Origin of the sequence: Streptomyces sp. NPDC058632, assembly GCF_042717095.1 — a bacterium.
Lineage (GTDB): Bacteria > Actinomycetota > Actinomycetes > Streptomycetales > Streptomycetaceae > Streptomyces.
In genome coordinates, this window is the sequence record NZ_JBHXQZ010000099.1 from 1 (window position 1) to 22648 (window position 22648).

Annotated in this window: 21 protein-coding genes; 13 read left to right on the plus strand and 8 right to left on the minus strand. The window is 73.4% G+C overall.

What is annotated here, in order from left to right; all coding sequences use genetic code 11:
- Positions 1-169: 169 nt before the first annotated feature.
- From ACFWVE_RS29115 to ACFWVE_RS29125, 3 genes are read right to left on the minus strand one after another with little or no spacing between them, the layout of a single operon-like run.
- Positions 170-1663: a tripartite tricarboxylate transporter permease gene (locus ACFWVE_RS29115; RefSeq protein ID WP_384020203.1), complete on the minus strand. Its 1494-nt coding sequence runs from the start codon at positions 1661-1663 to the stop codon at positions 170-172.
- 1 nt (position 1664) lies between these two features.
- Positions 1665-2222: a tripartite tricarboxylate transporter TctB family protein gene (locus ACFWVE_RS29120; RefSeq protein WP_384020206.1), complete on the minus strand. Its 558-nt coding sequence runs from the start codon at positions 2220-2222 to the stop codon at positions 1665-1667.
- Positions 2219-3202 (minus strand): Bug family tripartite tricarboxylate transporter substrate binding protein, encoded by a 984-nt coding sequence (locus ACFWVE_RS29125; protein ID WP_384020273.1) that lies wholly within the window; start codon positions 3200-3202, stop codon positions 2219-2221. Before ACFWVE_RS29125 ends, ACFWVE_RS29120 begins: the two co-directional genes overlap by 4 nt.
- A gap of 359 nt (positions 3203-3561) precedes the next feature.
- Here ACFWVE_RS29125 and ACFWVE_RS29130 point away from each other — a divergent pair, with 359 nt between their 5' ends.
- The 5 genes from ACFWVE_RS29130 (at position 3562) to ACFWVE_RS29150 (ending at position 9375) form a co-directional block, all read left to right on the plus strand.
- On the plus strand, positions 3562-5430 hold the full coding sequence (locus ACFWVE_RS29130) for an ATP-binding protein (protein ID WP_384020209.1): 1869 nt from the start codon (positions 3562-3564) through the stop codon (positions 5428-5430).
- Positions 5427-6260 (plus strand): response regulator, encoded by an 834-nt coding sequence (locus ACFWVE_RS29135; RefSeq protein ID WP_384020212.1) that lies wholly within the window; start codon positions 5427-5429, stop codon positions 6258-6260. Before ACFWVE_RS29130 ends, ACFWVE_RS29135 begins: the two co-directional genes overlap by 4 nt.
- Positions 6261-6458: 198 nt before the next feature.
- Entirely contained in the window at positions 6459-7574 is a 1116-nt protein-coding gene (locus ACFWVE_RS29140; protein ID WP_384020215.1) for a Gfo/Idh/MocA family protein, read from the plus strand.
- Positions 7571-8578, plus strand: coding sequence for a PmoA family protein (locus tag ACFWVE_RS29145; protein WP_384020218.1), 1008 nt, complete (start codon positions 7571-7573; stop codon positions 8576-8578). The genes ACFWVE_RS29140 and ACFWVE_RS29145 overlap by 4 nt, the downstream gene beginning before the upstream one ends.
- Complete coding sequence (locus ACFWVE_RS29150) at positions 8572-9375, plus strand: cupin domain-containing protein (protein WP_384020221.1); 804 nt, start codon at positions 8572-8574, stop codon at positions 9373-9375. The genes ACFWVE_RS29145 and ACFWVE_RS29150 overlap by 7 nt, the downstream gene beginning before the upstream one ends.
- A 60-nt stretch (positions 9376-9435) precedes the next feature.
- Here the strand turns inward: ACFWVE_RS29150 and ACFWVE_RS29155 are convergent, their stop codons facing one another.
- On the minus strand, positions 9436-10107 hold the full coding sequence (locus ACFWVE_RS29155) for a phosphatase PAP2 family protein (RefSeq protein ID WP_384020224.1): 672 nt from the start codon (positions 10105-10107) through the stop codon (positions 9436-9438).
- A 308-nt stretch (positions 10108-10415) separates the two neighbouring features.
- Entirely contained in the window at positions 10416-12626 is a 2211-nt protein-coding gene (locus ACFWVE_RS29160) for a heavy metal translocating P-type ATPase (RefSeq protein ID WP_384020276.1), read from the minus strand.
- 323 nt (positions 12627-12949) lie between these two features.
- Between ACFWVE_RS29160 and ACFWVE_RS29165 the strand changes: the two genes are divergently transcribed.
- A complete protein-coding gene (locus ACFWVE_RS29165; protein WP_384020227.1) occupies positions 12950-13972 on the plus strand; it encodes a hypothetical protein in 1023 nt (340 codons plus the stop codon).
- Positions 13973-14027: 55 nt separating this feature from the next.
- Here ACFWVE_RS29165 and ACFWVE_RS29170 read toward each other — a convergent pair whose 3' ends face one another.
- Positions 14028-14807, minus strand: coding sequence for a DeoR/GlpR family DNA-binding transcription regulator (locus ACFWVE_RS29170; protein WP_384020230.1), 780 nt, complete (start codon positions 14805-14807; stop codon positions 14028-14030).
- Between the two features lie 156 nt (positions 14808-14963).
- Between ACFWVE_RS29170 and ACFWVE_RS29175 the strand changes: the two genes are divergently transcribed.
- Both ACFWVE_RS29175 and ACFWVE_RS29180 read left to right on the plus strand, forming a co-directional pair.
- Positions 14964-15845: an SIS domain-containing protein gene (locus tag ACFWVE_RS29175; protein ID WP_384020233.1), complete on the plus strand. Its 882-nt coding sequence runs from the start codon at positions 14964-14966 to the stop codon at positions 15843-15845.
- Between the two features lie 23 nt (positions 15846-15868).
- Positions 15869-16723, plus strand: coding sequence for a ketose-bisphosphate aldolase (locus ACFWVE_RS29180; RefSeq protein ID WP_384020236.1), 855 nt, complete (start codon positions 15869-15871; stop codon positions 16721-16723).
- 31 nt (positions 16724-16754) lie between these two features.
- Here ACFWVE_RS29180 and ACFWVE_RS29185 read toward each other — a convergent pair whose 3' ends face one another.
- Entirely contained in the window at positions 16755-17897 is a 1143-nt protein-coding gene (locus ACFWVE_RS29185; protein WP_384020239.1) for a methyltransferase, read from the minus strand.
- 107 nt (positions 17898-18004) lie between these two features.
- Here ACFWVE_RS29185 and ACFWVE_RS29190 point away from each other — a divergent pair, with 107 nt between their 5' ends.
- The 5 genes from ACFWVE_RS29190 to ACFWVE_RS29210 all read left to right on the plus strand — a co-directional run bounded on the left by ACFWVE_RS29190 (position 18005) and on the right by ACFWVE_RS29210 (position 21968).
- Entirely contained in the window at positions 18005-18655 is a 651-nt protein-coding gene (locus ACFWVE_RS29190) for an alpha-ketoglutarate-dependent dioxygenase AlkB family protein (protein WP_384020242.1), read from the plus strand.
- A 35-nt stretch (positions 18656-18690) separates the two neighbouring features.
- Entirely contained in the window at positions 18691-19929 is a 1239-nt protein-coding gene (locus ACFWVE_RS29195) for an ROK family protein (protein ID WP_384020245.1), read from the plus strand.
- A gap of 176 nt (positions 19930-20105) precedes the next feature.
- Positions 20106-20993 (plus strand): NAD(P)-dependent oxidoreductase, encoded by an 888-nt coding sequence (locus ACFWVE_RS29200; RefSeq protein ID WP_384020248.1) that lies wholly within the window; start codon positions 20106-20108, stop codon positions 20991-20993.
- Positions 20994-21122: 129 nt separating this feature from the next.
- Entirely contained in the window at positions 21123-21545 is a 423-nt protein-coding gene (locus tag ACFWVE_RS29205) for a PPOX class F420-dependent oxidoreductase (protein ID WP_384020251.1), read from the plus strand.
- A 171-nt stretch (positions 21546-21716) separates the two neighbouring features.
- On the plus strand, positions 21717-21968 hold the full coding sequence (locus ACFWVE_RS29210) for a hypothetical protein (protein ID WP_384020254.1): 252 nt from the start codon (positions 21717-21719) through the stop codon (positions 21966-21968).
- A 32-nt stretch (positions 21969-22000) separates the two neighbouring features.
- Here ACFWVE_RS29210 and ACFWVE_RS29215 read toward each other — a convergent pair whose 3' ends face one another.
- Entirely contained in the window at positions 22001-22546 is a 546-nt protein-coding gene (locus ACFWVE_RS29215) for an ATP-binding protein (RefSeq protein ID WP_384020257.1), read from the minus strand.
- Between the last annotated feature and the right edge of the window lie 102 nt (positions 22547-22648).

The window sequence follows — 22648 nt, forward strand, 5'->3', positions numbered from 1 at the left end:
TTGTTTTACCCTCCCACTATTGTGTGGGGTGCCCTCCCTTGGGCAAAACACCCCACTTTTGGCGCAAACCCTTAACGTGGGGGGGGTGTGGTAGGGCGCGGCAATCGGGGGGGGGCCCACAGGGGCCCCACCCCCATATGGCCTCGAGGGGAGATCCTCGCGACCGGGATCAGCTCTCGGCGCGCCGGTGGGTCAGCACCTTCTTCAGCAGCGGCCAGGCCAGCAGTAGCACGATGATCGCGTACACGGTGACCGAGAAGGGCGTGTCGACCAGGCCCGAGACACTGCCGTCGCTGATCTGCAGTGCGCGGCGGAGCTGTTGCTCGGCGGCCGGGCCGAGGATGACGGCGATGACGGCGGGCAGCACCGGCAACCCGTACCGCCGCATACCGAAGCCGATCAGACCGATGACCAGCAGAATCACCAGGTCGATCACCTCGCCGCCGACCGCGTACGCGCCGATCGCCGCGAAGAACAGGATCCCGGCGTAGAGGTACGGCCGCGGGATGCGCAGCAGCTTCGCCCACACCGGTGCCAGTGGCAGGTTGAGAGCCAGCAGCAGCACCATGCCGACGAACAGCGAGGCGATCAGGCCCCACACCAGGTCGGGCTCACGCTCGAAGAGCAGCGGGCCCGGCTGGATGCCGTACTGCTGGAAGGCGGCCAGCATCACGGCCGCGACCGCCGTGGTCGGCAGGCCCAGCGTCAGCATGGACACCAGCGTGCCCGCCGCCGAGGCGGACGCCGCCGACTCCGGTCCCGCCACGCCCTCGATGGCACCCTTGCCCCACTCGTCCTTGTGCTTCGACAACCGCTTCTCCGTGACGTACGACAGGAACGTCGGGATCTCCGCGCCGCCCGCCGGGATGGCGCCGAACGGGAAGCCGATGAACGGGCCGCGCGCCCAGGACTTCCACGTGCGCCGCACATCGTCGCGGCCCAGCCACGGCCGGCCCACCGGGATCGGCTCGGGCGGACTGCGCCGCAGATGCGCCGCGACCCACAGGGCCTCGCCGATGGCGAACAGACCCACCGCGACGATCACCACGTCGATGCCGTCGGCCAGTTGGAGGGAACCGAAGGTCAGCCGCTGCTGGCCGGTCATCTGGTCCAGACCCACCAGGCCGATCGTCAGGCCGATCAGCAGCGAGGCCAGCCCCCGGATCCGCGACGAACCCAGCACCGACGTCACGGCGATGAACGCCAGCACCATGATGGCGAAGTAGTCCGGCGCACCGATGTCCACGGCGAGTTCGGCGACCGCCGGCGCCAGTGCGACCAGCAGGACCGTGCCGACCATGCCGCCCGCGAAGTGCCCGATCGCGGCGGCGGCCAGCGCCTGCGCGCCACGGCCCGACTTGGCCATGGGGTTGCCCTCCATGGCCGCGACCACGGCGGCGCTCTCCCCCGGTGTGTTCAGCAGGATCGACGTGGTCGAACCGCCGAACATCGCGCCGTAGTAGATCCCCGCGAACATGATGAACGCGCCGATCGGTTCGAGTCCGTACGTCACCGGCAGCAGCAGTGCCACCGCCATCGCCGGGCCGATGCCGGGCAGCACACCGATCGCGGTGCCCAGCAGCACACCGATCGCGGCCCACAGGAGGTTGACCGGGGTCAGGGCGGTGCCGAAACCGTCCATAAGGGAGTTGAGGGCGTTCACGTCACAGCACTCCCATCAGCGGACCACCGGGCAGCGGCACTCCGAGCAGGTTGTTGAACACGGTGTAGGCGACGAGGGAGACGACCGCCGCGATCAGCGGGTCGCGGTCGAACCTGCGGCTGCCGAGGGAGAAGGCCGCGCCCCAGAAGAGCAGCGCGCCCGCGACGGGGAAGCCGAGCGGTTCGATGAGCACGGCCGAGCCGAGGAACACACCGGTGAGGAATAGCACCGTGCGCCAGTCGGCGGGTTCGGACAGATCGACGTCCTCGCCGGCCTCGGCCTGGCCCCGGCCGCCGCGCAGTACGTCCACCGCGAGCAGGGCGGCGACGGCGAGGAGTCCGGCGCCGACCACGACGGGTACCGTCCTCGGTCCGACAGGGCCACGCTGGGTGATGTCGACGTCCATGGTGAGGGCGTCGGTCAGGACGAGCATGCCGAGCGCCAACAGCATCACGCAGACGCCTAGTTCGGAGTGGTCGCGCAGCCAGGAGCGCCGCTCGGCGGCGGGCACGGGCGCGGGCACGGGCGCGGGGGACGGGTCGGTGGCCGGTGTCGTCACAGTCCGAGCTCCTTCAGAACGGACACCACGCGCTTGTCCTCGGCGTCCAGGAAGTCACCGAACTCCTCACCCGTCAGGAAGGCGTCGTCCCAGCCGTTCTGCTTCATGGACGCGCGCCATTCCTCCGAGTCATGCAGCTTCTCGGCCAGGGCGACGAGTTTGTCGCGCTCGGCGCCGGTCAGACCGGGAGGGGCCACGATGCCCCGCCAGTTGGTGAAGTTCACGTCGTAGCCCGCTTCCTGCAGTGTGGGCGCGTCCAGCCCCGGGACCCGCTTCGGGCCGGTGACCGCGAGCAGCCGCAGCTCGCCCGCCTTGATCTGGTCGAGGTACTCGCCCACGCCGGACACGCCGAACCCGACCTTGTTGCCGAGGATCGAGGCGAGCAGTTCGCCACCGCCGTCGAACGGGACGTAGTTGACCTGCTTCGGGGCGATCCCGGCGGCCCGGGCCATCAGCATGGGCGCGAGATGGTCGGGCCCTCCGGGCGAGGAACCGCCGCCCACCGGCAGCTTGCCGGGGTTCTCCTTCCAGGCGCCGAGCAGGTCGTCGATCGTCTTGTACGGGGAGTCCTTGGCGACCACGACGACGTCCTGCTCCTCGGTGAGCCGGGCGATCGGAGTGGTGTCGGCGAGGGTCTTCGGCGCGTCGTTGGACCGGACGGCGCCGACGACACCGAGGCCCATCGACATGGCGAGCTTGCCGTTGCCGTGCTCGCTCACCAGCCTGCTGAGGCCGACGGTGCCGCCGGCGCCGGGCAGGTTGAACACCTCGATGTTGTGGGTGAGCCCGGCGTCCTCGGCGTTCTTCGCGGCCGTACGGGCCGTGATGTCGTAGCCGCCGCCGGGCGTGTTGGGAACCATGAAGCGCAGGCCCGGGATCTGTGTGCCGGTCTCGGTGCCGCTGCCGGTCGTGAGCAGCGGCGGACCCACGAGTACCAGCACGGCGGCCCCGAGCAGGGCGAGGGGGGTGCGCAGGCGCACGAATGCCACCACCTGTCGGTCGGTCGTCTGAGGGTCACGCAAAGCCCTGTGGGGGTGGGTGACGTGCGCCACATGGTGCACGTGCGCCGCCCGGCTGTCCCGCTTGCGGAACCAACGGAGGTTTTGGTCATTGCGTCAGCGCGTCGCCGGGCGTTCCGGAGCCGCCCCGCCACGTTCACCTGGACACATCCCTTCCGCGAGACGCAGGTGGGCGCCATGATGAGGCAGCCCGCCGCCACCCGGTGCGCGCCGCACCTCGTCGTGTCCGCCGGGGCAGGGGGCATCGCCGGCCGGAGAGTCCGTCGGCGACGAGAGCCGGCCGGCGGACGAACCCGTCGGCAGGAGAGATCGAGTACGCCGTGGCCGCCACCTTCCGCCGTCAGACCCTCGCGGGCGAGATGCTGGTGCTCCAGCTCGCCATCGTCGTGATGGTCCTGCTGGCGGTCGCCGCGGTCTCCCTGGCGCAGTCGGAGGCGACCTTCAACCGGGTCGAGGGACGCCGGGTCGGCGCGCTCGCCGAACAGCTGGCCGCGAACCCACTGGTGCGCAGCCGGCTGGTGCGGCCGGTGCCCGGGGAAGCCCTGGCCGCGCTGGTGAACTCCACGCAGACGCAGTCCGGGGTCACCTCGGTCACCGTGGCCGGCCCGGACGGCCGGATCGTCGCCTCCACGAACCCCACGGTGATCGGCGACCGGCTGCCCCCGGGCGACGGCGCCGTGCGCGGGCGCGGCTGGTCGGGGCCGCTGACGCTCGACGGCAGCCGCGAACGGGTCGCCCAGGTGCCGGTCCTCGGCGCGACCCAGGACAACCTGGGGCGCCACCTCGGCACGGTGATGATCGGCGCGGCCGATCCGACGGTGTGGCAGCGGCTCAACGGCGCCTCCTCCTATCTGCTCGCCTACCTGGGCATCGCCAGCGGGCTCGGGGTGGCCGGCTCCTGGCTGCTCGCGCGGCGCGTCAAGCGGCAGAGCCTCGGCCTCGAGCCGCGCGAGATCGCGGGACTCGCCGAACACCGCGAAGCCATGCTGTACGGCATCGCCGAGGGCGTGATCGCCCTGGACCCGCAGCACCGGCTCACCCTCGTCAACGAGATGGGCCGCCGTCTGCTCGCCCTGCCCGAGGACTGCGTGGGCCAGAGCCTGGACGCCCTCGGCATCGACGGGCGGCTCCGGGACGTGCTCGCCGGGACGCAGCACCGAGCCGATGACCGGCGGCAGGGTCCGGACCGGGGCGGTGACCGGCGGCAGGGTCCGGACCGGGGCGGTGACCGGTCGCAGGACCAGGACCGGGGCGGTGACCGGTCGCAGGGCCAGGACCGGGGCGGTGACCGGTCGCAGGACCAGGACCGGGGCGGTGACCGGCCGCGGCCCCGAGCGGGAGGCCGGCGGCCGCCGCGCGAAGCCGGTCACCGGCGCGACGAGGTCGTCGTCCGCAACGGCCGGGTGCTGGTGATGAACCGGATGACGGTCACCAAGGACGGGCGCTACCTCGGCTCCGTCACCACCCTGCGGGACCGCACCGAACTCGCCCGGCTGGAAAGGGAGATCGGATCCTTCCGTAGCTCCTCCGAGCTGCTGCGGGCCCAGGCCCACGAGTTCGCCAACCAACTGCACACGATCTCCGGGCTCATCCAGATCGGCGAGCAGGACGAAGTCGTGCGCTACATCAGGGCCTTGAGCCGGCGCCGCCAGTCCCTCGACGTCACGCTGAGCCGGCGGGTGCGGGATACCGCCGTCGCCGCCCTGTTGACGGCGAAGGCGTCGCTCGCCGCCGAACGCAGGGTGGCCCTGCGTATCTCCGACCACACCGCCCTGGACCGGCTCGCCCCCGAGGACGCCGCCGACGTGGCGACGGTCGTGGGCAACCTCGTGGACAACGCCGTGGACGCGGCGGCGGCCACCCCGGACGATCCAGGGGACGGAGCCGGGGACGACGGGGCCTGGGTCGAGGTCGAGTTGCGCCACGACGCGGCCAGCGTGGAGATCGTCGTCCGTGACTCCGGCCCCGGCGTCGCCCCCGAACTGGCCCGTGAGGTCTTCCAGCACGGCTTCACCACCAAGGCCGCCCAGGAGGGCGAGCGCGGTATCGGCCTGGCGCTCACCCGTCTTGTCTGCGAACGTCACGGCGGTGAGATCTCGGTGACCAACACCCCGGAGGGGGCGATGTTCACCGCCCGCATGACCGTCAGCCACCTCGCCGACGCGGTGGCGGAAGGAGCCGGCCGATGACCAGCACACACGGCGAGCACGCAGGGTCCGCACGCGCCGGCGCGATCGACGTGCTCGTGGTCGACGACGACTTCATGGTGGCCCGGGTACACCGCGCCTTCGTCGAACGCGTCGCGGGATTCCGGGTCGTCGGAGTCGCCAGCACCGGCGAGCAGGCGGTCGCAGCCGTGGACGACCTCCGTCCCGATCTGGTCCTGCTCGACCTGTATCTGCCGGACCTGTTCGGCCTCGACGTGATTCCCCGGCTGCGCAGCGCCGGCCACGACTGCGACGTGATGGTCATCAGCGCCGCGCGGGAGGCCGACACGGTACGCGGTGCGGTCCGGCAGGGGGTCGTCGACTACCTGCTGAAGCCGTTCGAGTCCGAGGACCTGCGGGCCCGGCTGGAGCGGTACGCCGTCCGGCGCGGCCGGCTGCTCGGCGCGGTCGTGCGGGGCCAGGCCGACGTCGACCGGGTCCTGGCCGGAGCGACGGCGCCGGCGGCAACCGCACCGGCGCTGCCCAAGGGCATGAGCGTGGAGACCGCCGAACTCGTCGAGCGCACCCTGCGCGAGGCCGACGGCACGCTGTCGGCCACCGAGTGCGCCGCCCTCACCGGCGTCTCCAGGGTCAGCGCCCGCCGCTACCTGGAGCACTTCCACAGCGTGGGCAGGGCCGAGGTCTCCCTGCGGTACGGGGCGGCAGGGCGACCGGAACGCCGCTACCGGCTCCTGGGCCTGCCAGGGGACCGGCCCGACCGGGCGACCCGGCGCCGGCCCGAACCGCAGATCGGCGGACAGGCCGTCGGGTGGACCGGTGGGCTCCGGCCGGGTGGCGGGGCGCGGGCGTAGAGGTACGGGTCGGCGCCCCTCGGCGGACCTCGTGCGGGGCGAACTCGCTCACGGCACGGGGTTGTCCCCCTTCACGCCCGGATCTAGGGTCGACCAGCGAGTGCAAGCGCTTTCTAACTGCTGTACGCCCGACGAGGGCTCTCGTGGACCGGGAGCCCGTCGGCAGCCTGTGCCCGCCGACCGTCCAAAGGAGTGCCGATGTCCCAGCCCCCTGTCCGCCGCCGCGTCGCCGTCGTCGGCACCGGCGCCATCGTCGCCGGCGGCCACCTGCCGGCGCTGCGGGCCCATGCCGACCGCACCGAACTCGTGGCCGCCGTCGATGTGGACCCGGGCAGGCTCGACGCCTTTTGCGAACTGGCCGGCGGGCAGGTCGCCGGGTACGCCTCGGTGGACGCGATGCTGGACGCCGTACGCCCGGACCTCGTGCTGATCGGAACGCCGCCGTCGCTGCACCGGGAACAGACGGTGGCCTCGCTCCGGGCCGGCGCCTGGGTACTGTGCGAGAAGCCGTTGTGCCTGTCGCTCGCCGAGTACGACGAGATCGCGGCGGCGGAGGACGCGTCGGGCGCGTACGCCTCCGTGGTCTTCCAGCACCGCTACGGTTCGGGCTCCGTCCACGCCCGGGAACTGATCGCGAGCGGTGCCCTGGGCGCCCCGCTGGTCGCGCACTGCCAGACCACCTGGCACCGGGACGCCGCGTACTACGCCGTCCCCTGGCGGGGGCGGTGGGCCACCGAGGGCGGCGGCCCCACGATGGGGCACGGCATCCACCAGTACGACCTGCTGCTCCATCTCCTCGGCCCGTGGGAGGAGATACGGGCCATGGCGGGCCGGCTCGTCCACGACACCGAGAGCGAGGACGTCTCCACCGCCCTGGTCCGCTTCCGGGGCGGCGCCCTCGCCACCGTCGTCAACAGCGTGCTCTCGCCGGACGAGGTGAGCCGCGTCCGCGTGGACTGCGCCGACGCCACGGTCGAGCTGACCCACCTGTACGGGCACCGCAACGACGACTGGTCGTACACCCCGGCGCGGCACGTCCCCGCCGAACGCGCCGCCGCCTGGCGCACCCCGCCGCACGACGTGCCCAGTTCGCACACGGCCCAGCTCGGCACCTTCCTCGACGCCTACGACGCCGGTGTCCGGCCGCCGGGCAGCGGTCAAGAGGCCCGGGGAACCCTCGAGTTCGCCGCCGCCCTGTACAAGTCCGCTTTCACCGGCAACCCGGTGCGGGCCGGAGAGATCGTGGCCGGCGACCCCTTCCACACGGCCATGCACGGCGGCCACCCCGACTGGTCCCCGAAGGAGCACGCATGAGCACCAATGCCGGGCAGACCGGGCGGACCGGGCACGCCGCCCGTGCCGCCCATGGCCTCCGCGTCGGCCACACCCGCGGTGAGGCCGTCACCGTCACCACCGCGGACGGCACGGAGATCCTGCGCTACGTCTACCGTCCCGACCCCGACGCCTTCGAGTCCCGCAAGCCGTACGCCCATCCGGTGCGCACACTCGCCGGGCGCACGGTGACCGGGTACCGCCCGAACGACCACCGCTGGCACAAGGGCCTGCAGATGACGGCCAGTCACCTGTCAGGGCAGAACTTCTGGGGTGGCAACTCCTACGTCCACGGGAGCGGTTACCTTCCGTTGCCCGAACGCATCGGCTCCATGCGGCACGACGGCTTCTCCGCGTTCACGGCCGGGGCCGACCGCTTCGACTGCACCGAGGACCTCACCTGGGTGGAGAACGGGGGAGCGGAGTGGGCACGCGAGGAACGTGGACTGAGCGTCCACTCGGTGGACGAGGAGACCGGTGCCTGGGTCCTGGACTGGTCGATCCGGCTCACCAACGTCCGTGACGAACCACTGGTGTTCGGCTCCCCGACCACCGCCGGACGTGAGATGGCCGGCTACACCGGACTCCAGTGGCGCGGCCCGCGCGACTTCACCGGTGGCACGGTCCTCGCGCCCGGTGCCGGCGGTGACGGTCCGGTCGCGGGTGCGGAGGCGGGTACGGGGAGGTTCATGGGCACACAGGGCCCGTGGCTCGCCTTCACCGGTGAGCACGACGAGGTCGACGCCCATTCCACGCTCGTCTTCGCCCACGCCCCGGAGAATCTCGACGCGCGCGCCGCGATCCACCTCTCGCACTGGTTCGTCCGCTCCGAGCCGATTCCGTCGGTGGCGTTCTCCTGGGCGTTCTTCGAGGAGTTCGCGCTGCCGCCGGGCGAGTCCTTCGCCTACCGCTACCGGATCGTCGTGGCGGACGGTGCCTGGGACCGGGAGAGGGTGACCGCGTACCTGGAGAGCCTGCCGTGGTGAGCGGTCCCGGACCGGCGTATCCGAATCCGCTGCCCGGTGCGGTGGGACTGTCCCACCTGGACGCGTACGACTGGGAGGCCGCCGACGGCGTGTGCGGCGGCAGCCCGCACCTGCACCTGGTGTGCACGGAGGCGTACGTCGTCACCGCAGGCCGGGGCGCGGTGCAGACACTCGGCCCTGACGGCTACCGGGACATTCCGCTGCGGCCCGGTTCGGTCGCCTGGTTCACCCCGGGCACCGTGCACCGGATGGTCCGGGAGGGGGGCCGGGGCAAGGACGGGGACGGGACCGGCGGCGGGGACGACGATCTGCGGATCACCGTGCTGATGCAGAACAGCGGCCTGCCCGAGGCCGGTGACGCGGTCTTCACCTTCCCGCCCGAGGTCCTCGCCGACCCGGGCCGGTACGCCGCCGCCGCGGCTCTGCCGCCCGGCACGGGTTCGGAGACGAAGGCCGCGGCCCGGCGCCGCCGGGACCTCGCCGTCGAGGGCTTCCTCGCCCTGCGCGAGGCGTGCGTGGCCGGTGATCCGGGCCCGTACCGGGACTTCCAGCGCGCCGCCGCCCGGCTGGTGCGCGACCGCGTGCCGGCCTGGCGACAGCTGTGGCGGTCCGGCGCCCTGGCCGCCGCCGAGCGGACCGGCGCCCAGCTCGACGCGCTCGCCGACGGTGACCCCGCCTACCTCGCCGAGGCCACGGCCCACGCGGCCGAACCCACTCGGCGCGGCGGGTTCGGCATGTGCGGACGGCGGGACGAGTACGCGCTGCCCGGTGTCACGGTGCCGTACGGCGACGGGTGAACCACCGGGACGACTGCACGACCGGCCGGGTGCGGCGGCGGTCCCCGGGACGGATGCCGGTCACTGTCCCCGCACGGGCCGCGGCCTCGAGCCCCCGTACGAGTGGGGGAGGCGGGCCGATGCCACGGCGAGGGCGGTGGCCGCGCTCGCGATGCCGAGAACCGCGCCGGCGGCGACATCCCCCGGATAGTGCACGCCCGTGTGGATGCGTGAGTAGCCGACCGCGCCGGCCAGCGCGCCGAGCGGGACGGAGGCGGCGGGCAGGACCGTACCGACGGCGGTGGCGAACGCGACCGCCGACGCGGTGTGCCCGGACGGGAAGGAGGCCGACGTCGGCATCGGGACGTGCCGGTCCACGGTCACCCGGGCCGCCTCCCGGTCCGGCCGGTCCCTGCGGACGAGGCGCTTGCCGAGGATGTTGGCCGATGCCGACGCCACCGCTATTGCCCCGACCCCGACGAGCGCGGCCCGCCGCGACCGCGACCCGCCCAGGGCGAGGGCACCGGCGAGGGCGAACGAGATCTTCGAGTGGTCGGCGGCGTGCGAGAGGTGGCGCAGCGCCCGGTCGAGGGTGGGCGTGGGAGTGGCGGCCACCGCCGCGTACAGGGCGCCGTCGACGGACCGGAGATCACTGAAGACGGCGGACGCCACCCGGCGGAGTCCGTCGGCAGGCGGTACCGGCGTCGTGAGCGGGCGGGTCCCGCCCTGGTCGGTGGTGGTCGGCTCGCTCATTCGTCTCTCCCGCGGTGGTGTCGTGGAGCAGGGTCCGCGCGTCCGGGGCGCGCCGGGCGCACCCGCACCGCGGACCGGGAATCACCAGGTGCCCACGGTACGCGTGGTCCACCCGGTACGTCCGCGCACCCCCGTCGCCCCTCCCGCCGCCACACCCGGCGGAGGCGCCGCACCGGCCCGACCCGAAGGGCCCCGACGGCCGCCCGTACGGCCGTGGGGCGACTTTCTGACAACAGGGTCGTACGGGCCGTGACCCGCGGACCGCCCGGGTGCCCCGGCGCGCTGCCCGCACCGCCGCCCGCTCCCCGTCAGCCCGCGCGGAAGGTGCGCAGGCGGAGGGAGTTGCCGACCACGAAGACCGACGAGAAGGCCATGGCCGCTCCCGCGATCATCGGGTTGAGCAGGCCGGCCGCGGCCAGCGGCAACGCGGCCACGTTGTAGGCGAAGGCCCAGAAGAGATTGGTCCGGATCGTGCCGAGGGTACGGCGGGCGAGCCGGATCGCGTCCGCGGCGGCCCGCAGGTCGCCCCGTACGAGGGTCAGGTCACCGGCCTCGATCGCCGCGTCCGTGCCGGTACCCATGGCCAGCCCGAGGTCGGCCTGGGCCAGCGCGGCGGCGTCGTTGACCCCGTCACCGACCATCGCGACCGAACGGCCCCGCTCCTGAAGGCGCTTGACCACATCCACCTTGTCCTGCGGCAGCACCTCCGCGAAGACGTCCTCGGGCGCGATCCCGACCTCGTGGGCGACGGACCGGGCCACCGCCTCGTTGTCGCCGGTCAGCAGGACGGGCCGCAGACCGAGCGCGCGCAGCCGGCGTATCGCCTCGGGGCTGGTCTCCTTCACGGCGTCGGCGATCTCCAGCACCGCGCGCGCCTCGCCGTCCCAGGCCACCAGGACGGCGGTGCGCCCGGCCGCCTCGGTGGCCTCCCGGGCCCGCGCCAGGTCCGCCGGCGGTTCCGTCTCCCACTGCGCCAGCAGACGCTCCCGGCCGACGAGCACCGCGTGGCCGTCCACGACTCCCTGGACACCGAGTCCGGGCACGTTGGCGAAGTCCTCCGGAGCAGGCAGGGCGCCCAGCTTCTCCAGCGCCCCGTCGGCGACGGCGCGGGCGATCGGATGTTCGGAGGAGTGCTCCAACGCGCCCGCCAGCCGCAGTACTTCGGTCTCATCGGTGCCCGCGGCCGGGTGCACGGCCAGCAGGGTCATACGGCCGGTGGTGATCGTGCCGGTCTTGTCGAGGACGACGGTGTCCACGCGCCGGGTGGACTCCAGGACCTCGGGGCCCTTGATGAGGATGCCGAGCTGTGCGCCGCGTCCGGTGCCGACCATGAGCGCGGTCGGGGTGGCGAGGCCGAGGGCGCACGGGCAGGCGATGATCAGCACCGCGACGGCCGCGGTGAAGGCGGCGGTGAGTCCGGCACCGTTGCCCAGCCAGAAGCCCAGGGTGCCCAGCGCCAGCGCGATCACCACCGGCACGAAGACCGCGGAGATCCGGTCCGCGAGCCGCTGCGCCGAGGCCTTCCCGTTCTGCGCGTCCTCCACCAGTCGCGCCATCCTGGCCAGCTGGGTGTCGGCGCCGACCCGGGTGGCCTCCACGACAAGACGCCCGCCCGCGTTCAACGTGGCCCCGGTGACGGCGTCCCCGGCGCCCACCTCCACCGGGACGGACTCGCCGGTGAGCATGGAGGCGTCCACCGCCGAGGTGCCCCCGACGACGGTGCCGTCGGTCGCGATCTTCTCGCCGGGACGTACCAGGAAACGGTCTCCGACCGCCAACTCCCCGACGGGAAGAGTCTCTTCGCGTCCGTCAGGGCGCAGCACGGTGACGTCCTTCGCGCCCAGTTCCAGCAGCGCCCGCAGCGCCGTACCCGCCTTCCGCTTGGCGCGCGCCTCGAAGTACCGCCCGGCCAGGAGGAACGCGGTGACACCCGCGGCGGCCTCCAGGTAGATGTTCCCGGCGCCGTCCGAACGGGTGATGGTCAGCTCGAAGGGGTGGGTCATGCCCGGGGTGCCCGCGGTGCCGAGGAAGAGTGCCCACAGCGACCACAGGAACGCCGCCGAGGTGCCGACCGAGATCAGCGTGTCCATGGTGGCCGCACCGTGCCGCGCGTTGGTGAACGCGGCCCGGTGGAAGGGCCACGCCGCGTACGTCACGACCGGTGCCGCGAGCGTCAGGGACAGCCACTGCCAGTACTCGAACTGCAGGGCCGGGATCATCGCCATCGCCACGACGGGCACCGACAGGACCACGGCCGTGATCAACCGCTCCCGCAGCGAACGCAGCTCGTCGGGCGCGGCCGGAGCCGGAGTGTCCTGGCCCGCCGCGGGCGCCGCGGGCGGCGCGGGCTCCTGTGCCGTGTACCCGGTGGCCTCGACGGTGGCGATCAGGTCCCGCACGGTGACGCCTTCGCCGTGCGACACCCGGGCCTTCTCGGTGGCGTAGTTGACGGTGGCGGTGACCCCGTCCATCCGGTTGAGCTTCTTCTCGACCCGCGCGGCGCACGAAGCGCAGGTCATCCCGCCGATGACCAGCTCCACCTGCCCCTGGGCCCGGCTCCCGGCCGGCCCCCCGGCGGACGCGGCCCCGGGTTCGTTCCCGGGGCCGGCTGTATGGACGGTCATGAGCGCTCCTGGTGACGAGGGCCGGCCGGACAAGCCCGACGGCCGACCGCAGTATACGGGCCGGGGGTATCCGCTCCCGCACCTTCAGGTATACCCCCCATAGGTATGTAATTCAAGGGCCGGCCGATCTTGACTCAGTACCCCCTGGGGGTATGGTGGGATGTGTGGACACCGACCCGGAGCCGGGCCGGACCCGCTGTTTTCGAGGAGAGACGGCCATGCAGACCGGACTGAAGATCACCGCATTCGCCGCAGCCCTGGCCGCGACCTTCGGCGCGGCGTACGGCGCCGGCCAGGAGCTGGACCCGGTCGTCGAGGACGGAGCGCCCGCCTCCGCGCACGACGAGCGGCACGCCCCCGCCTCGCCCGCACCGCACGAGAGCGACGGTCACGATGGGCACGGGACCACCCCCGCGGGAGGCCTGCAGATCTCCGAGAACGGCTACACCCTCGACCTGAGGACCCCGACGGTCGAGGCCGGCCGGCGCGCCGACCTGCGGTTCACCGTCCGGGACGCCGACGGGCGGGCGGTCACCGAGTACCAACGCGAGCACGACAAGGAACTCCATCTCATCGTGGCCTCGCGCGACCTGCTCACCTACCGCCACCTGCACCCCACGCGCGCCTCCGACGGCACCTGGAGCACCCCGGTCGACCTGCCGAGGGCCGGCGGTTACCGGGTCTTCGCCGACTTCACCCCGGCGACGAGGGGCGCCGAGAACCTCACCCTCGGCGCGGACCTCGCCGCTTCCGGCCCCTACCGGCCGCAGCACCTGCCCGAACCCCGTGACACGGCCCGGGCCGGCGGCTACGAGGTCCGGCTGGACGGGGCACTGCGGCCGGGCCGGGGGACCGGGCTGAACCTGACCGTCTCCCGTGACGGCAAGCCGGTCACCGACCTCCAGCCCCACCTCGGCGCCTACGGCCACTTGGTCGCCCTGCGCTCCGGAGACCTCGCCTACCTGCACGTCCACCCGAACGGCGAACCCGGCGACGGCAGCACCGAACCCGGCCCGGCGGTCTCGTTCACGGCCACGGCGCCCAGCGCCGGCAGCTACCGGCTGTTCCTGGACTTCAAGCACGACGGAGTCGTCCGTACCGCGGCGTTCACGGTCCAGGCGGGCACACGGCCAGGCGCGGAGGCGGGCGCGGACGCGGAGACGAGCGCTCCGGCACCGGACGCGCCGGACTCCGGCACCGGCGACCACGACGGTCGGGGCGGGGACGGGCACGGTCACTGAGCCGCACACGCGGCCCGCCGGACCGGGCCACCGCGGCCGGTCCGTGGCGCACGGTTCACGCCACGACGACGCGCAGCCCCGCCTCCTCGAACCGGCGCACCGTCTCCGGAGCCACCGCCGAGTCCGTCACCAGGGTGTCCACCGACTCGGCCGGGCAGATCCGGGCGAACGCCCGCCGGCCCAGCTTGCTGGAGTCGGCGGCCACGACCACCCGCTCGGCCCGCTCGCACAGCAGCCGGTTGATCGCCGCCTCCGCCTCGTCGTGCGCCGCCGCCCCGTGCGCGACGTCGAAGGCGACGACACCGAGCACCGCCACGTCCAGCGTGATCTGCCCCAGCACGCCGTCCGCGAGCGGCCCGACCAGCTCGTACGACTGGGCCCGTGCCACACCGCCCGTCACCACGATCTTGAACTGCGGACGCACGGCGAGTTCGCCCGCGATGTTGAGCGCGTTCGTCACCACGGTCAGCGCGGGTGACCCGGACGCGAGATCGCCGCGCACCGCCAGCGCACGCGCCACCTCCGTGGTGGTCGTCCCGCCGGTCAGCCCGACCGCCTCGCCCGGCGCGAGCAGATCCGCCACGGCCCGGGCGATGCGCTGCTTCTCGGAGGCGCGGCGCGCGGTCTTGTAGCGCAACGGCAGCTCGTACGACACCCCGTGCGCCACCGCCCCGCCCCGGGTGCGCACCAGCATCTGCTGCCCGGCGAGCTGGTCGAAGTCCCGGCGGATCGTCGCGGCCGACACCCGCAGCTCGGCGGCGGTCTCGTCGACGTCCAACCGGCCCCGCTCGGCGAGCAGTTCCAGCAGCGCCTGCCAGCGGGCGTCCCGCGACATCCGCCCTCCCGTCGTGGGGTTCCTGTCGTCTTTGGATCTACGGCGACCCTAGCGCACCCCACTTCCGCTCGAATGCTTGATTCTGCTCGAAACCAAGCTCTATCTTGCAAGAACGAGCATTGAGTCGATCGTCGAGAGCCAGGGGTGAGGGCGGCCATGACGTATGTCGAGGACGAGCTGACGAGTCAGCCCGAATGCTGGACACGTGCCGCGGCGCAGGCGGCCGCGCACACCCGGGCGCTCCCGGCACCGGGGGAGCGGGTCGCGGTCGTCGGCTGTGGCACCTCGTACTTCATGGCGCAGGCGGTGGCGGCCCTGCGCGAGGGATCGGGCCAGGGTGAGACGGACGCCTTCGCCGCCTCGGAGTTTCCCCACGGGCGGGCCTACGACCATGTCGTCGCCCTCACCCGTTCCGGCACCACCACCGAAGTCCTGGGGCTGCTCGACCGGTTGAAGGGCGGCACCCGCACCACCGCGCTCACCGCCGACCCGGACACCCCCGTGCTGACGTCGGCGGACGAGACCGTCGTGCTCGACTACGCGGACGAACGCTCCGTCGTGCAGACCCGGTTCGCCACCACAGCCCTCACCCTGCTCCGCGCCCATCTCCGCCTGCACGGCGACACGGCCGTCGAGGACGCGCGCACCGCCCTCGCACGACCGCTGCCCGAAGGACTGGCGGACTGCACCCAGTTCACCTTCCTCGGACGCGGCTGGACCGTGGGTCTTGCCAACGAGGCCGCGCTGAAGATGCGGGAGGCCGCACTGTCGTGGAGCGAGTCCTACCCGGCGATGGAGTACCGGCACGGCCCCATCAGCGTCACCACCCGCTCCACCGCGACCTGGATGCTGGGCGACGCACCGGAGGGCCTCGCCCAACAGGTGGGGGACACCGGCGGGCTGTGGATCCAGGGCACCCTCGACCCGCTGGCCGAACTCGTCCGCGCCCAGCGCCTGGCCGTCGCCGTGGCGGCGGCCCGCGGGCTCGACCCCGACCGTCCCCGCCACCTCACCCGCTCCGTCGTCCTCGACTCCTGAACCGACCGCCGGAAGGACAGGCCGTGCCCCTCACCACCACCGGCGAACTCGTCGGCCGCGCCGCCGCGGCCGGATCGGCGGTCGCCTCGTTCAACGTCATCACGCTGGAACACGTCGAAGCCGTGATCGCCGGCGCCGAGTCGGCCAACGCCCCCGTGGTCCTCCAAGTCAGCGAGAACGCGGTGAAGTTCCGCTACGGCCGCCTGCTGCCGCTCGCCCGCGCCGCCGTCGCCGCCGCCGAACGCGCCGCCGTGCCGGTCGCGTTGCACCTCGACCACGTCCAGAGCGATGCCCTGCTGCGTCAGGCCCCGGACGCCGGCTTCGGCTCCGTCATGTACGACGCGGCCCGGCTGCCGTACGCCGAGAACCTCGCCGCGACCCGGGCGGCCGTCGACTGGGCGCACACCCGGGGCCTGTGGATCGAGGCCGAACTGGGGGAGATCGGCGGCAAGGGCGGCAGGCCCCCGCTGGACGCCCACGCGCCCGGCGCCCGCACCGACCCCGACCGGGCCCGCGCCTTCGTCGCCGACTCGGGCGTGGACGCGCTCGCCGTCGCCGTCGGCACCACGCACGCGATGACCACCCGCACCGCCTCCCTCGACCACGCCCTCCTCGGACGCCTGTCCGCCGCCCTGGACGTTCCCCTCGTCCTGCACGGCTCCTCCGGCCTCCCGGACGCCGAACTCACCGCCGCCGTCGGATCGGGCATCGCCAAGGTGAACATCGGCACGGCGCTGAACATCGCCATGACCGGTGCCGTCCGCGACTTCCTCGCCGCCCACCCCGAAGCGGTCGACTCCCGCGGCTACCTGACGGTGGGCCGCGAGGCGATGACCCGCGCGGTGGCGGCCGTCATCGGGACACTCACCGCCCACTGACCGGGGCCGTCGGCCGAGGACGGAGGGCGGCTTACCGCTTCACGGCCTTCAGCACGACGAACTTCCGGTCGCTCGCGACCACTTCGCTGTTCCCGAACAACCGTCGCAGCCTCACGTGGTGGCCCAGATGCCGGTTGCCGACCACCCACAGCTCACCACCCGGCCGCAGGGCGCGCCGGGCACCGGTGAACATGCGCCAGGCGGTGGCGTCGCTTGTCGCCTGGTGGGAGTGGAACGGCGGATTGTTGAGCACCAGGTCGACACTGGAGTCCGGCACGCCCGTCAGACCGTCGCCGACCCGGAACTCGGCATGCCCGGGTACGTCGTTGGCCCGGTAGGTCGCCTGCGCGGACGCCACCGCCTGGAACGACTCGTCCACGAACAGCAGCTCGGCCCGCGGGTCGGCCAGCGCCACGGCCGTACCGACGACGCCGTTGCCGCACCCGAGGTCCACCACCCGAAGACCCGGCCGCTCCGGCGCCGGCTGCGGCAGATGCCGGAGGAAGAACCGGGTACCGATGTCGAGCCGGTCCGCGCAGAAGACCCCCGCGTGGTTGACGACGGTCCGGCCGGACACCGCGCCGATGCCGTCGGGCAGCCGGTAGCTGTACGGCCAGGGGCCGGCGGGACGGACCAGCGCCGGGTCCGGGGTGCAGAAGATCAGCCGCGCCTTCTTCTCGGCGAGGGAGGTCCGGGTGGGTCCGATGATCCGTTCAAAGAGGTTCAGTGTCGAGGTGTGGATCTCCTTCACCATGCCGGTCCCGACGACGACCGTGCCCTCGTGCACCGCGGGCGCCAGCCGCAGCAGCTGGTCCTCCAGCAGCGCCAGGCTCTTGGGCACCCGCACCAGCAGCACGTCGATCCGGCCCGGCGGCGGGTCCTGTGTGGTGAGCAGCGGCACCGTACCGGGCCCGACCCCGGCGCGTGCCAGGTTCGCGCGGGTCGCCTCCTGCCCCAGCCAGGAGTCGGTGATCTGCGTCGGCCGGTGGGCGGCGAGCGCGGTGACGAGTGCCCCCCACCGGTCCCCGACGACCACGACCGTGCCGTCCAGTGGCACCTCTTCCCGGTCGAGATGCCCGAGCAGGTACTCGTCGGAGGCGTCCCAGGCGCGCAGCCTGTCGCGGGGATCCTCGGGGAAGCGGGCCAGGGCCGGCGCACCCCACGCAGTCGTCATACGGTCGTTCATCGTGTGGACCAGGCTAGCCGAGCCGCAGCTCGGAGGGTGCCGGGCAGGAGACGAGCCGTGGGGCGGGAGGGGCGCCGTCGGGCACGATGGGAACCATGGACGGCGAACTGTTCCCCCGGACCCGTGCCGAGGTCGCGCCCGGAGCGGTGCACGTGCCGCACTGGCTGGACGCCCGGACACAGCACACCCTGCTCGACGCGTGCCGCGTGTGGGCCCGCCCGCCCGCAGGACTGCGCACGGTCCGCACCCCCGGCGGCGGCACGATGACCGCCCGGCAGGTGTGCCTGGGCCGGCACTGGTACCCGTACGGCTACGCGAGCACCGTCGTCGACGGCGACGGCGCCCCGGTCAAGCCGTTCCCCGCCCACCTCGGCGAGCTCGGCCGCCGCGCGGTGAGGGACGCGCTGGGAACCGGGGCGGCGCCGGGGGCCGCGTACGACATCGCGCTCATCAACTTCTACGACGGTGACGCCCGCATGGGCATGCACCGCGACAGCGACGAGGAGAGCGACGCGCCCGTGGTGTCGCTGAGCCTCGGCGACACCTGCGTCTTCCGCTTCGGCAACCCCGACACCCGGGCCCGCCCCTACACGGACGTCGAGCTGCGCAGTGGTGACCTGTTCGTCTTCGGCGGACAGTCGCGGCTCGCGTACCACGGGGTCCCACGCGTGCACGCGGGCACGGCACCACCGGAGTTGGGGCTCACCGGAAGGCTGAACATCACACTCCGGGTCAGCGGCCGGTAACCGGACGCGGTCGCGATCATGGGAGACTCGCCCTCATGAGCGGGAAGGCGGACCCCCGGCCGGCGGGGGAAGGGACCACCTCGAGGACGAGGCTGGACCGGGGGCGCGGCGCGCTCGGGCCCGCGTTGGAGCTCGTGCACACCGGACGTGCGCCGACCCGCGCGGTGCTCACCGCGAAGCTGGCCGTGACGCGGGCGACGGCCGGCGCGGTCGCCGCCGAACTGGAGGCCCTCGGCCTGATCCGGGTCGACGCCCGGCCCGGCGCGGCGGCCGGCTCCCAGGGCCGCCCCTCGCACCGGCTCTCGGTCGCCGAGGACGGCCCGGTGGCGCTGGCCGCGCAGGTGCACGCCGACGGCTTCCGGGCCGCCCTGGTCGGCCTCGGCGGCCGGATCGTGGCCACCGCCCCCGGCTGCGAGATCATCGACGCCGACCCGGCGAAGGTGCTCGGCTCCGTCGTCGCGGCCGGCGCCGGCCTGCTCCGGGAGACCGGGCGCCGGTGCGTCGGAGCAGGGCTCGCCGTGCCGTCCGCGATGGCCGAACCCGAGGGGCTGGCCCTCAATCCGATGCACCTGGCCTGGCCCGAGGGCGCCCCGGTACGGGAGATCTTCGCCGAGCAGGTGCGCGCCGCCGGCCTCGACGGTCCCGCCTTCGCGGGGAACGACGTCAACCTCGCCGCCCTCGCCGAGCACCGGCATGGCGCCGGGCGCGGCGCGCGCGACCTGCTGTGCGTGGCCACCGGCCACCGGGGAGTCGGCGGCGCGCTGGTGCTCGACGGCCGTCTGCACACCGGCAGTTCCGGCCTCGCCCTCGAGGTCGGCCACGTCGCCGTCAACCCCGGCGGCCGCCCCTGTCACTGCGGCAGCCGGGGCTGCCTGGACGTCGAGGCGGACCCGCTGGCCCTTCTCACCGCGGCCGGCCGCGCACCCGGCCCCGAGATGTCCCTCCTGAAACAGGCCGACACGCTGATCCGCGAGCACTACGACGACCCGGCCGTCCGCTCCGCCGTCGCCACCCTCGTCGACCGCCTGGGGCTGGGCCTGGCCGGTCTGGTGAACATCCTCAACCCGGACAGGATCATCCTCGGTGGCCTGCACGGCACCCTTCTGGACGCCGACCCGGACCGGCTGCGTGCCGTCGTCGCCGACCGCAGCCTGTGGGGTCGCAGCGGCGGCGTTCCGATCCTGGCCTGCGCCCTGGACCACAACAGCCTGGTGGGCGCCGCCGAGCTGGCCTGGCAGCCGGTCCTGGACGATCCGCTGGCGACCCTGGCGTAACCGGCCGGCACCGGGGCAGGCGGTACGGCGGACGCCCGGCCGACAGGCGCACCCTGCGCAGACCGTCGCACAATGACCCACGAGGTACGAACGGGCCGTGCGGACGGGCCGCAGAAGCGGGTCCGCGAGCGGACCCGTGTCGTACGGACCGGACCGACCGACAGAAAGCCGAGGCCATGACCGACAAGCCCACCGTGAGCGTCCTGGGCACCGGCATCATGGGGGCGGCGATGGCGCGCAGCCTCGCCCGTGCCGGCCACACCGTCCACGCCTGGAACCGCACCCGCGCCAAGGCCGACCCGCTCGCGGCCGACGGCGCGCACATCGCCCGCACCCCCGCCGAGGCGGTCGAGTCCGCCGACGTCGTCCTGACCATGCTGTACGACGGCCCCGCCACCCTGGAGACCATGCGGCAGGCCGCCCCCGCGCTGCGGCGCGGCACCGTCTGGGCGCAGTCCACCACCGCCGGCCTCGAAGGCCTCGCCGAGCTGGCCGGCTTCGCGCGCGAGCACGGCCTGCTCTTCTACGACGCCCCGGTGCTGGGTACCCGTCAGCCCGCCGAGGCCGGACAGCTGACCGTGCTCGCCGCCGGACCGGCCGAGGGCCGGGACACGGTGACGCCGGTGTTCGACGCCGTCGGCGCCCGCACCGTGTGGACCGGCGAGGACGGGGCGGCCGGCAGCGCGACCCGGCTCAAGCTGGTGGCCAACAGCTGGGTCCTCGCGGCCACCTCGGCCGTGGGGGAGACCCTCGCCCTGGCCAAGGCGCTGGACGTCGAGCCCGGCGGCTTCCTCGACCTCATCGACGGCGGGCCGCTCGACATGGGCTACCTGCGCGCCAAGGCGGGGCTGATCCTCGACGGGCCGCTGTCCCCGGCCCAGTTCGCCGTGAGCACCGCCGCCAAGGACGCCCGGCTGATCGTCCGGGCCGGCGAACAGAACGGCGTACGCCTGGACGTGGCCGCCGCCGGTGCCGAGCGCATGGAACGCGCCGCCGCCCAGGGCCACGGCGACGAGGACATGGCCGCCGCCTACTACGCCAGCTTCGACCAGCCGCCGGCCTGAGCGGCCCCCACCGGGACCGGTCCGCGCTCCGGCCCCGCAGACCCTCACCCCCCAAGCACCCGTACGCAACGTCCGGGAACCTGTCCGCAGCACCTTCGACCGTAGAGCAGACCCATCGAGGAGTCCATCATGTCCAAGCCCCCGCTGCCGCCCCAGGCCGACGCCCTGCTGGGCCGTCCGAACCCCTGTGTCATGGCCACGCTTCGCTCCGACGGAGCACCCGTCTCCACTCCGACCTGGTACGTGTGGGAGGACGGCCGTGTACTGATCAGCCTCGACGAAGGCCGGGTCCGCCTGAAGCACCTGCGCCGCGACCCGCGGGTCACCCTCACCGTGCTCGCCGATGACGACTGGTACACCCACGTCACCCTCGTCGGCCGCGTCGTCGAACTGAAGGACGACGAGGGCCTGGCCGACATCGACCGCCTCTCACGGCACTACACCGGCAATCCGTACCCGGACCGGGTGCGGCCGCGGGTCAGCGCCTGGATCGAGGTCGAACGCTGGCACGGCTGGGGCGCGATGAAGGACAACGACCAGCCGTCCACCTGAGCCCCTGCCGCCCGGAGCGGAACGGGCTCACCTCGCGGGGCCACCAACGCCCCCGGAGGAAGCGGGTTCCGCTCCGGCACCGGCCACGGCAGTGCCGGGGGCGGAAGCAGTCGCCGCAGCCCGCGGACTCCCACACAGGCCCTGGCGCACTTCGGTGACGGCGGACCCACGGTGACGGACAACTCGCTCATCGCGGTGCCCGGTCCCCGCTTCGCCCCCGGCGGGATCGACGAGGACGAGTACGGGCGTCGGCTGCCCGCCCTGGACGAAGGAGTCCGGCCGGCACGGCAAGGGCGGCGCGGCATGCCCCAAGACCACCACGTGGTGGCGCTGGTGGGTTGTGCGGCCGGAGTCCTGGCGGGGCTGCGCCGGGCCCGGCGCGCGGCTCGCACGGACGTGCTGCGGACGGTCGCCGCCGAGTGAGGCCTCCCGTACGGAAGGAGGTCACTGCCCGGTCAGCCGGCAACGGCGGACCGGGCGGGAGCAGGTTCGGGCCGGTGGCCCTCGACGGCGTGCTCGACGAGCGTGACGTCCGCGAACCGGCGCACGGCGCGCTCGGGGGCGGTGATCCTCGGATACCGGTCCCAGTCCATGACGGGAGCCGCGGACGGCGCCGGCAGCGTGAACCACACGACCTTGCCGGACTCGCCGTTCGGCAGGGCGCCCCAGCTCTCGCTCATCGCGGCCACCATCGCGAGCCCGCGCCCACAGGTGGCGAGCGGAGCGGCGTCCCCGACGACCGGCAACCGCGGGTCGTGGTCGTGCACCGAGACCTTGAGCCGGTCGAGCAGCACCTCCAGCTCGACCGTGCAGGTCTTGTCGGGCTGGGCGTGCCGGTGGACGTTGGACAACAGCTCCGTCACACCGAGCGAGGCCCGGTCTATCAAGGTGTCCATGTGCCAGTAACGCAATTGCGCAGATACGATTCTGCGGACCTGGCCGATCCTTGGCGGCAGAGCCTGGAGCTCCACCGTGCAGTGTCTGCTTGGGTGAGTGATCACAGCTGCGACTCCCCGGTGTCAGGTCCGGACGGGCGTCCGGAAGAACACGGAGTACGGATCCAGCAGGGTGCCTGCGTGACGTGGCCGCCTGCTGTCGTGGCC

What these genes read in the sequence shown, in the direction of transcription:
- ACFWVE_RS29135 (WP_384020212.1), top strand. Translation starts at nt 5,427, where the DNA reads ATGACCAGCACACACGGCGAGCACGCAGGGTCCGCACGCGCCGGCGCG.
- ACFWVE_RS29140 (WP_384020215.1), top strand. Translation starts at nt 6,459, where the DNA reads ATGTCCCAGCCCCCTGTCCGCCGCCGCGTCGCCGTCGTCGGCACCGGC.
- ACFWVE_RS29145 (WP_384020218.1), top strand. Translation starts at nt 7,571, where the DNA reads ATGAGCACCAATGCCGGGCAGACCGGGCGGACCGGGCACGCCGCCCGT.
- ACFWVE_RS29155 (WP_384020224.1), bottom strand. Translation starts at nt 10,107, where the DNA reads ATGAGCGAGCCGACCACCACCGACCAGGGCGGGACCCGCCCGCTCACG.
- ACFWVE_RS29160 (WP_384020276.1), bottom strand. Translation starts at nt 12,626, where the DNA reads ATGACCTGCGCTTCGTGCGCCGCGCGGGTCGAGAAGAAGCTCAACCGG.
- ACFWVE_RS29165 (WP_384020227.1), top strand. Translation starts at nt 12,950, where the DNA reads ATGCAGACCGGACTGAAGATCACCGCATTCGCCGCAGCCCTGGCCGCG.
- ACFWVE_RS29170 (WP_384020230.1), bottom strand. Translation starts at nt 14,807, where the DNA reads ATGTCGCGGGACGCCCGCTGGCAGGCGCTGCTGGAACTGCTCGCCGAG.
- ACFWVE_RS29175 (WP_384020233.1), top strand. Translation starts at nt 14,964, where the DNA reads ATGACGTATGTCGAGGACGAGCTGACGAGTCAGCCCGAATGCTGGACA.
- ACFWVE_RS29185 (WP_384020239.1), bottom strand. Translation starts at nt 17,897, where the DNA reads ATGACGACTGCGTGGGGTGCGCCGGCCCTGGCCCGCTTCCCCGAGGAT.
- ACFWVE_RS29190 (WP_384020242.1), top strand. Translation starts at nt 18,005, where the DNA reads ATGGACGGCGAACTGTTCCCCCGGACCCGTGCCGAGGTCGCGCCCGGA.
- ACFWVE_RS29195 (WP_384020245.1), top strand. Translation starts at nt 18,691, where the DNA reads ATGAGCGGGAAGGCGGACCCCCGGCCGGCGGGGGAAGGGACCACCTCG.
- ACFWVE_RS29200 (WP_384020248.1), top strand. Translation starts at nt 20,106, where the DNA reads ATGACCGACAAGCCCACCGTGAGCGTCCTGGGCACCGGCATCATGGGG.
- ACFWVE_RS29205 (WP_384020251.1), top strand. Translation starts at nt 21,123, where the DNA reads ATGTCCAAGCCCCCGCTGCCGCCCCAGGCCGACGCCCTGCTGGGCCGT.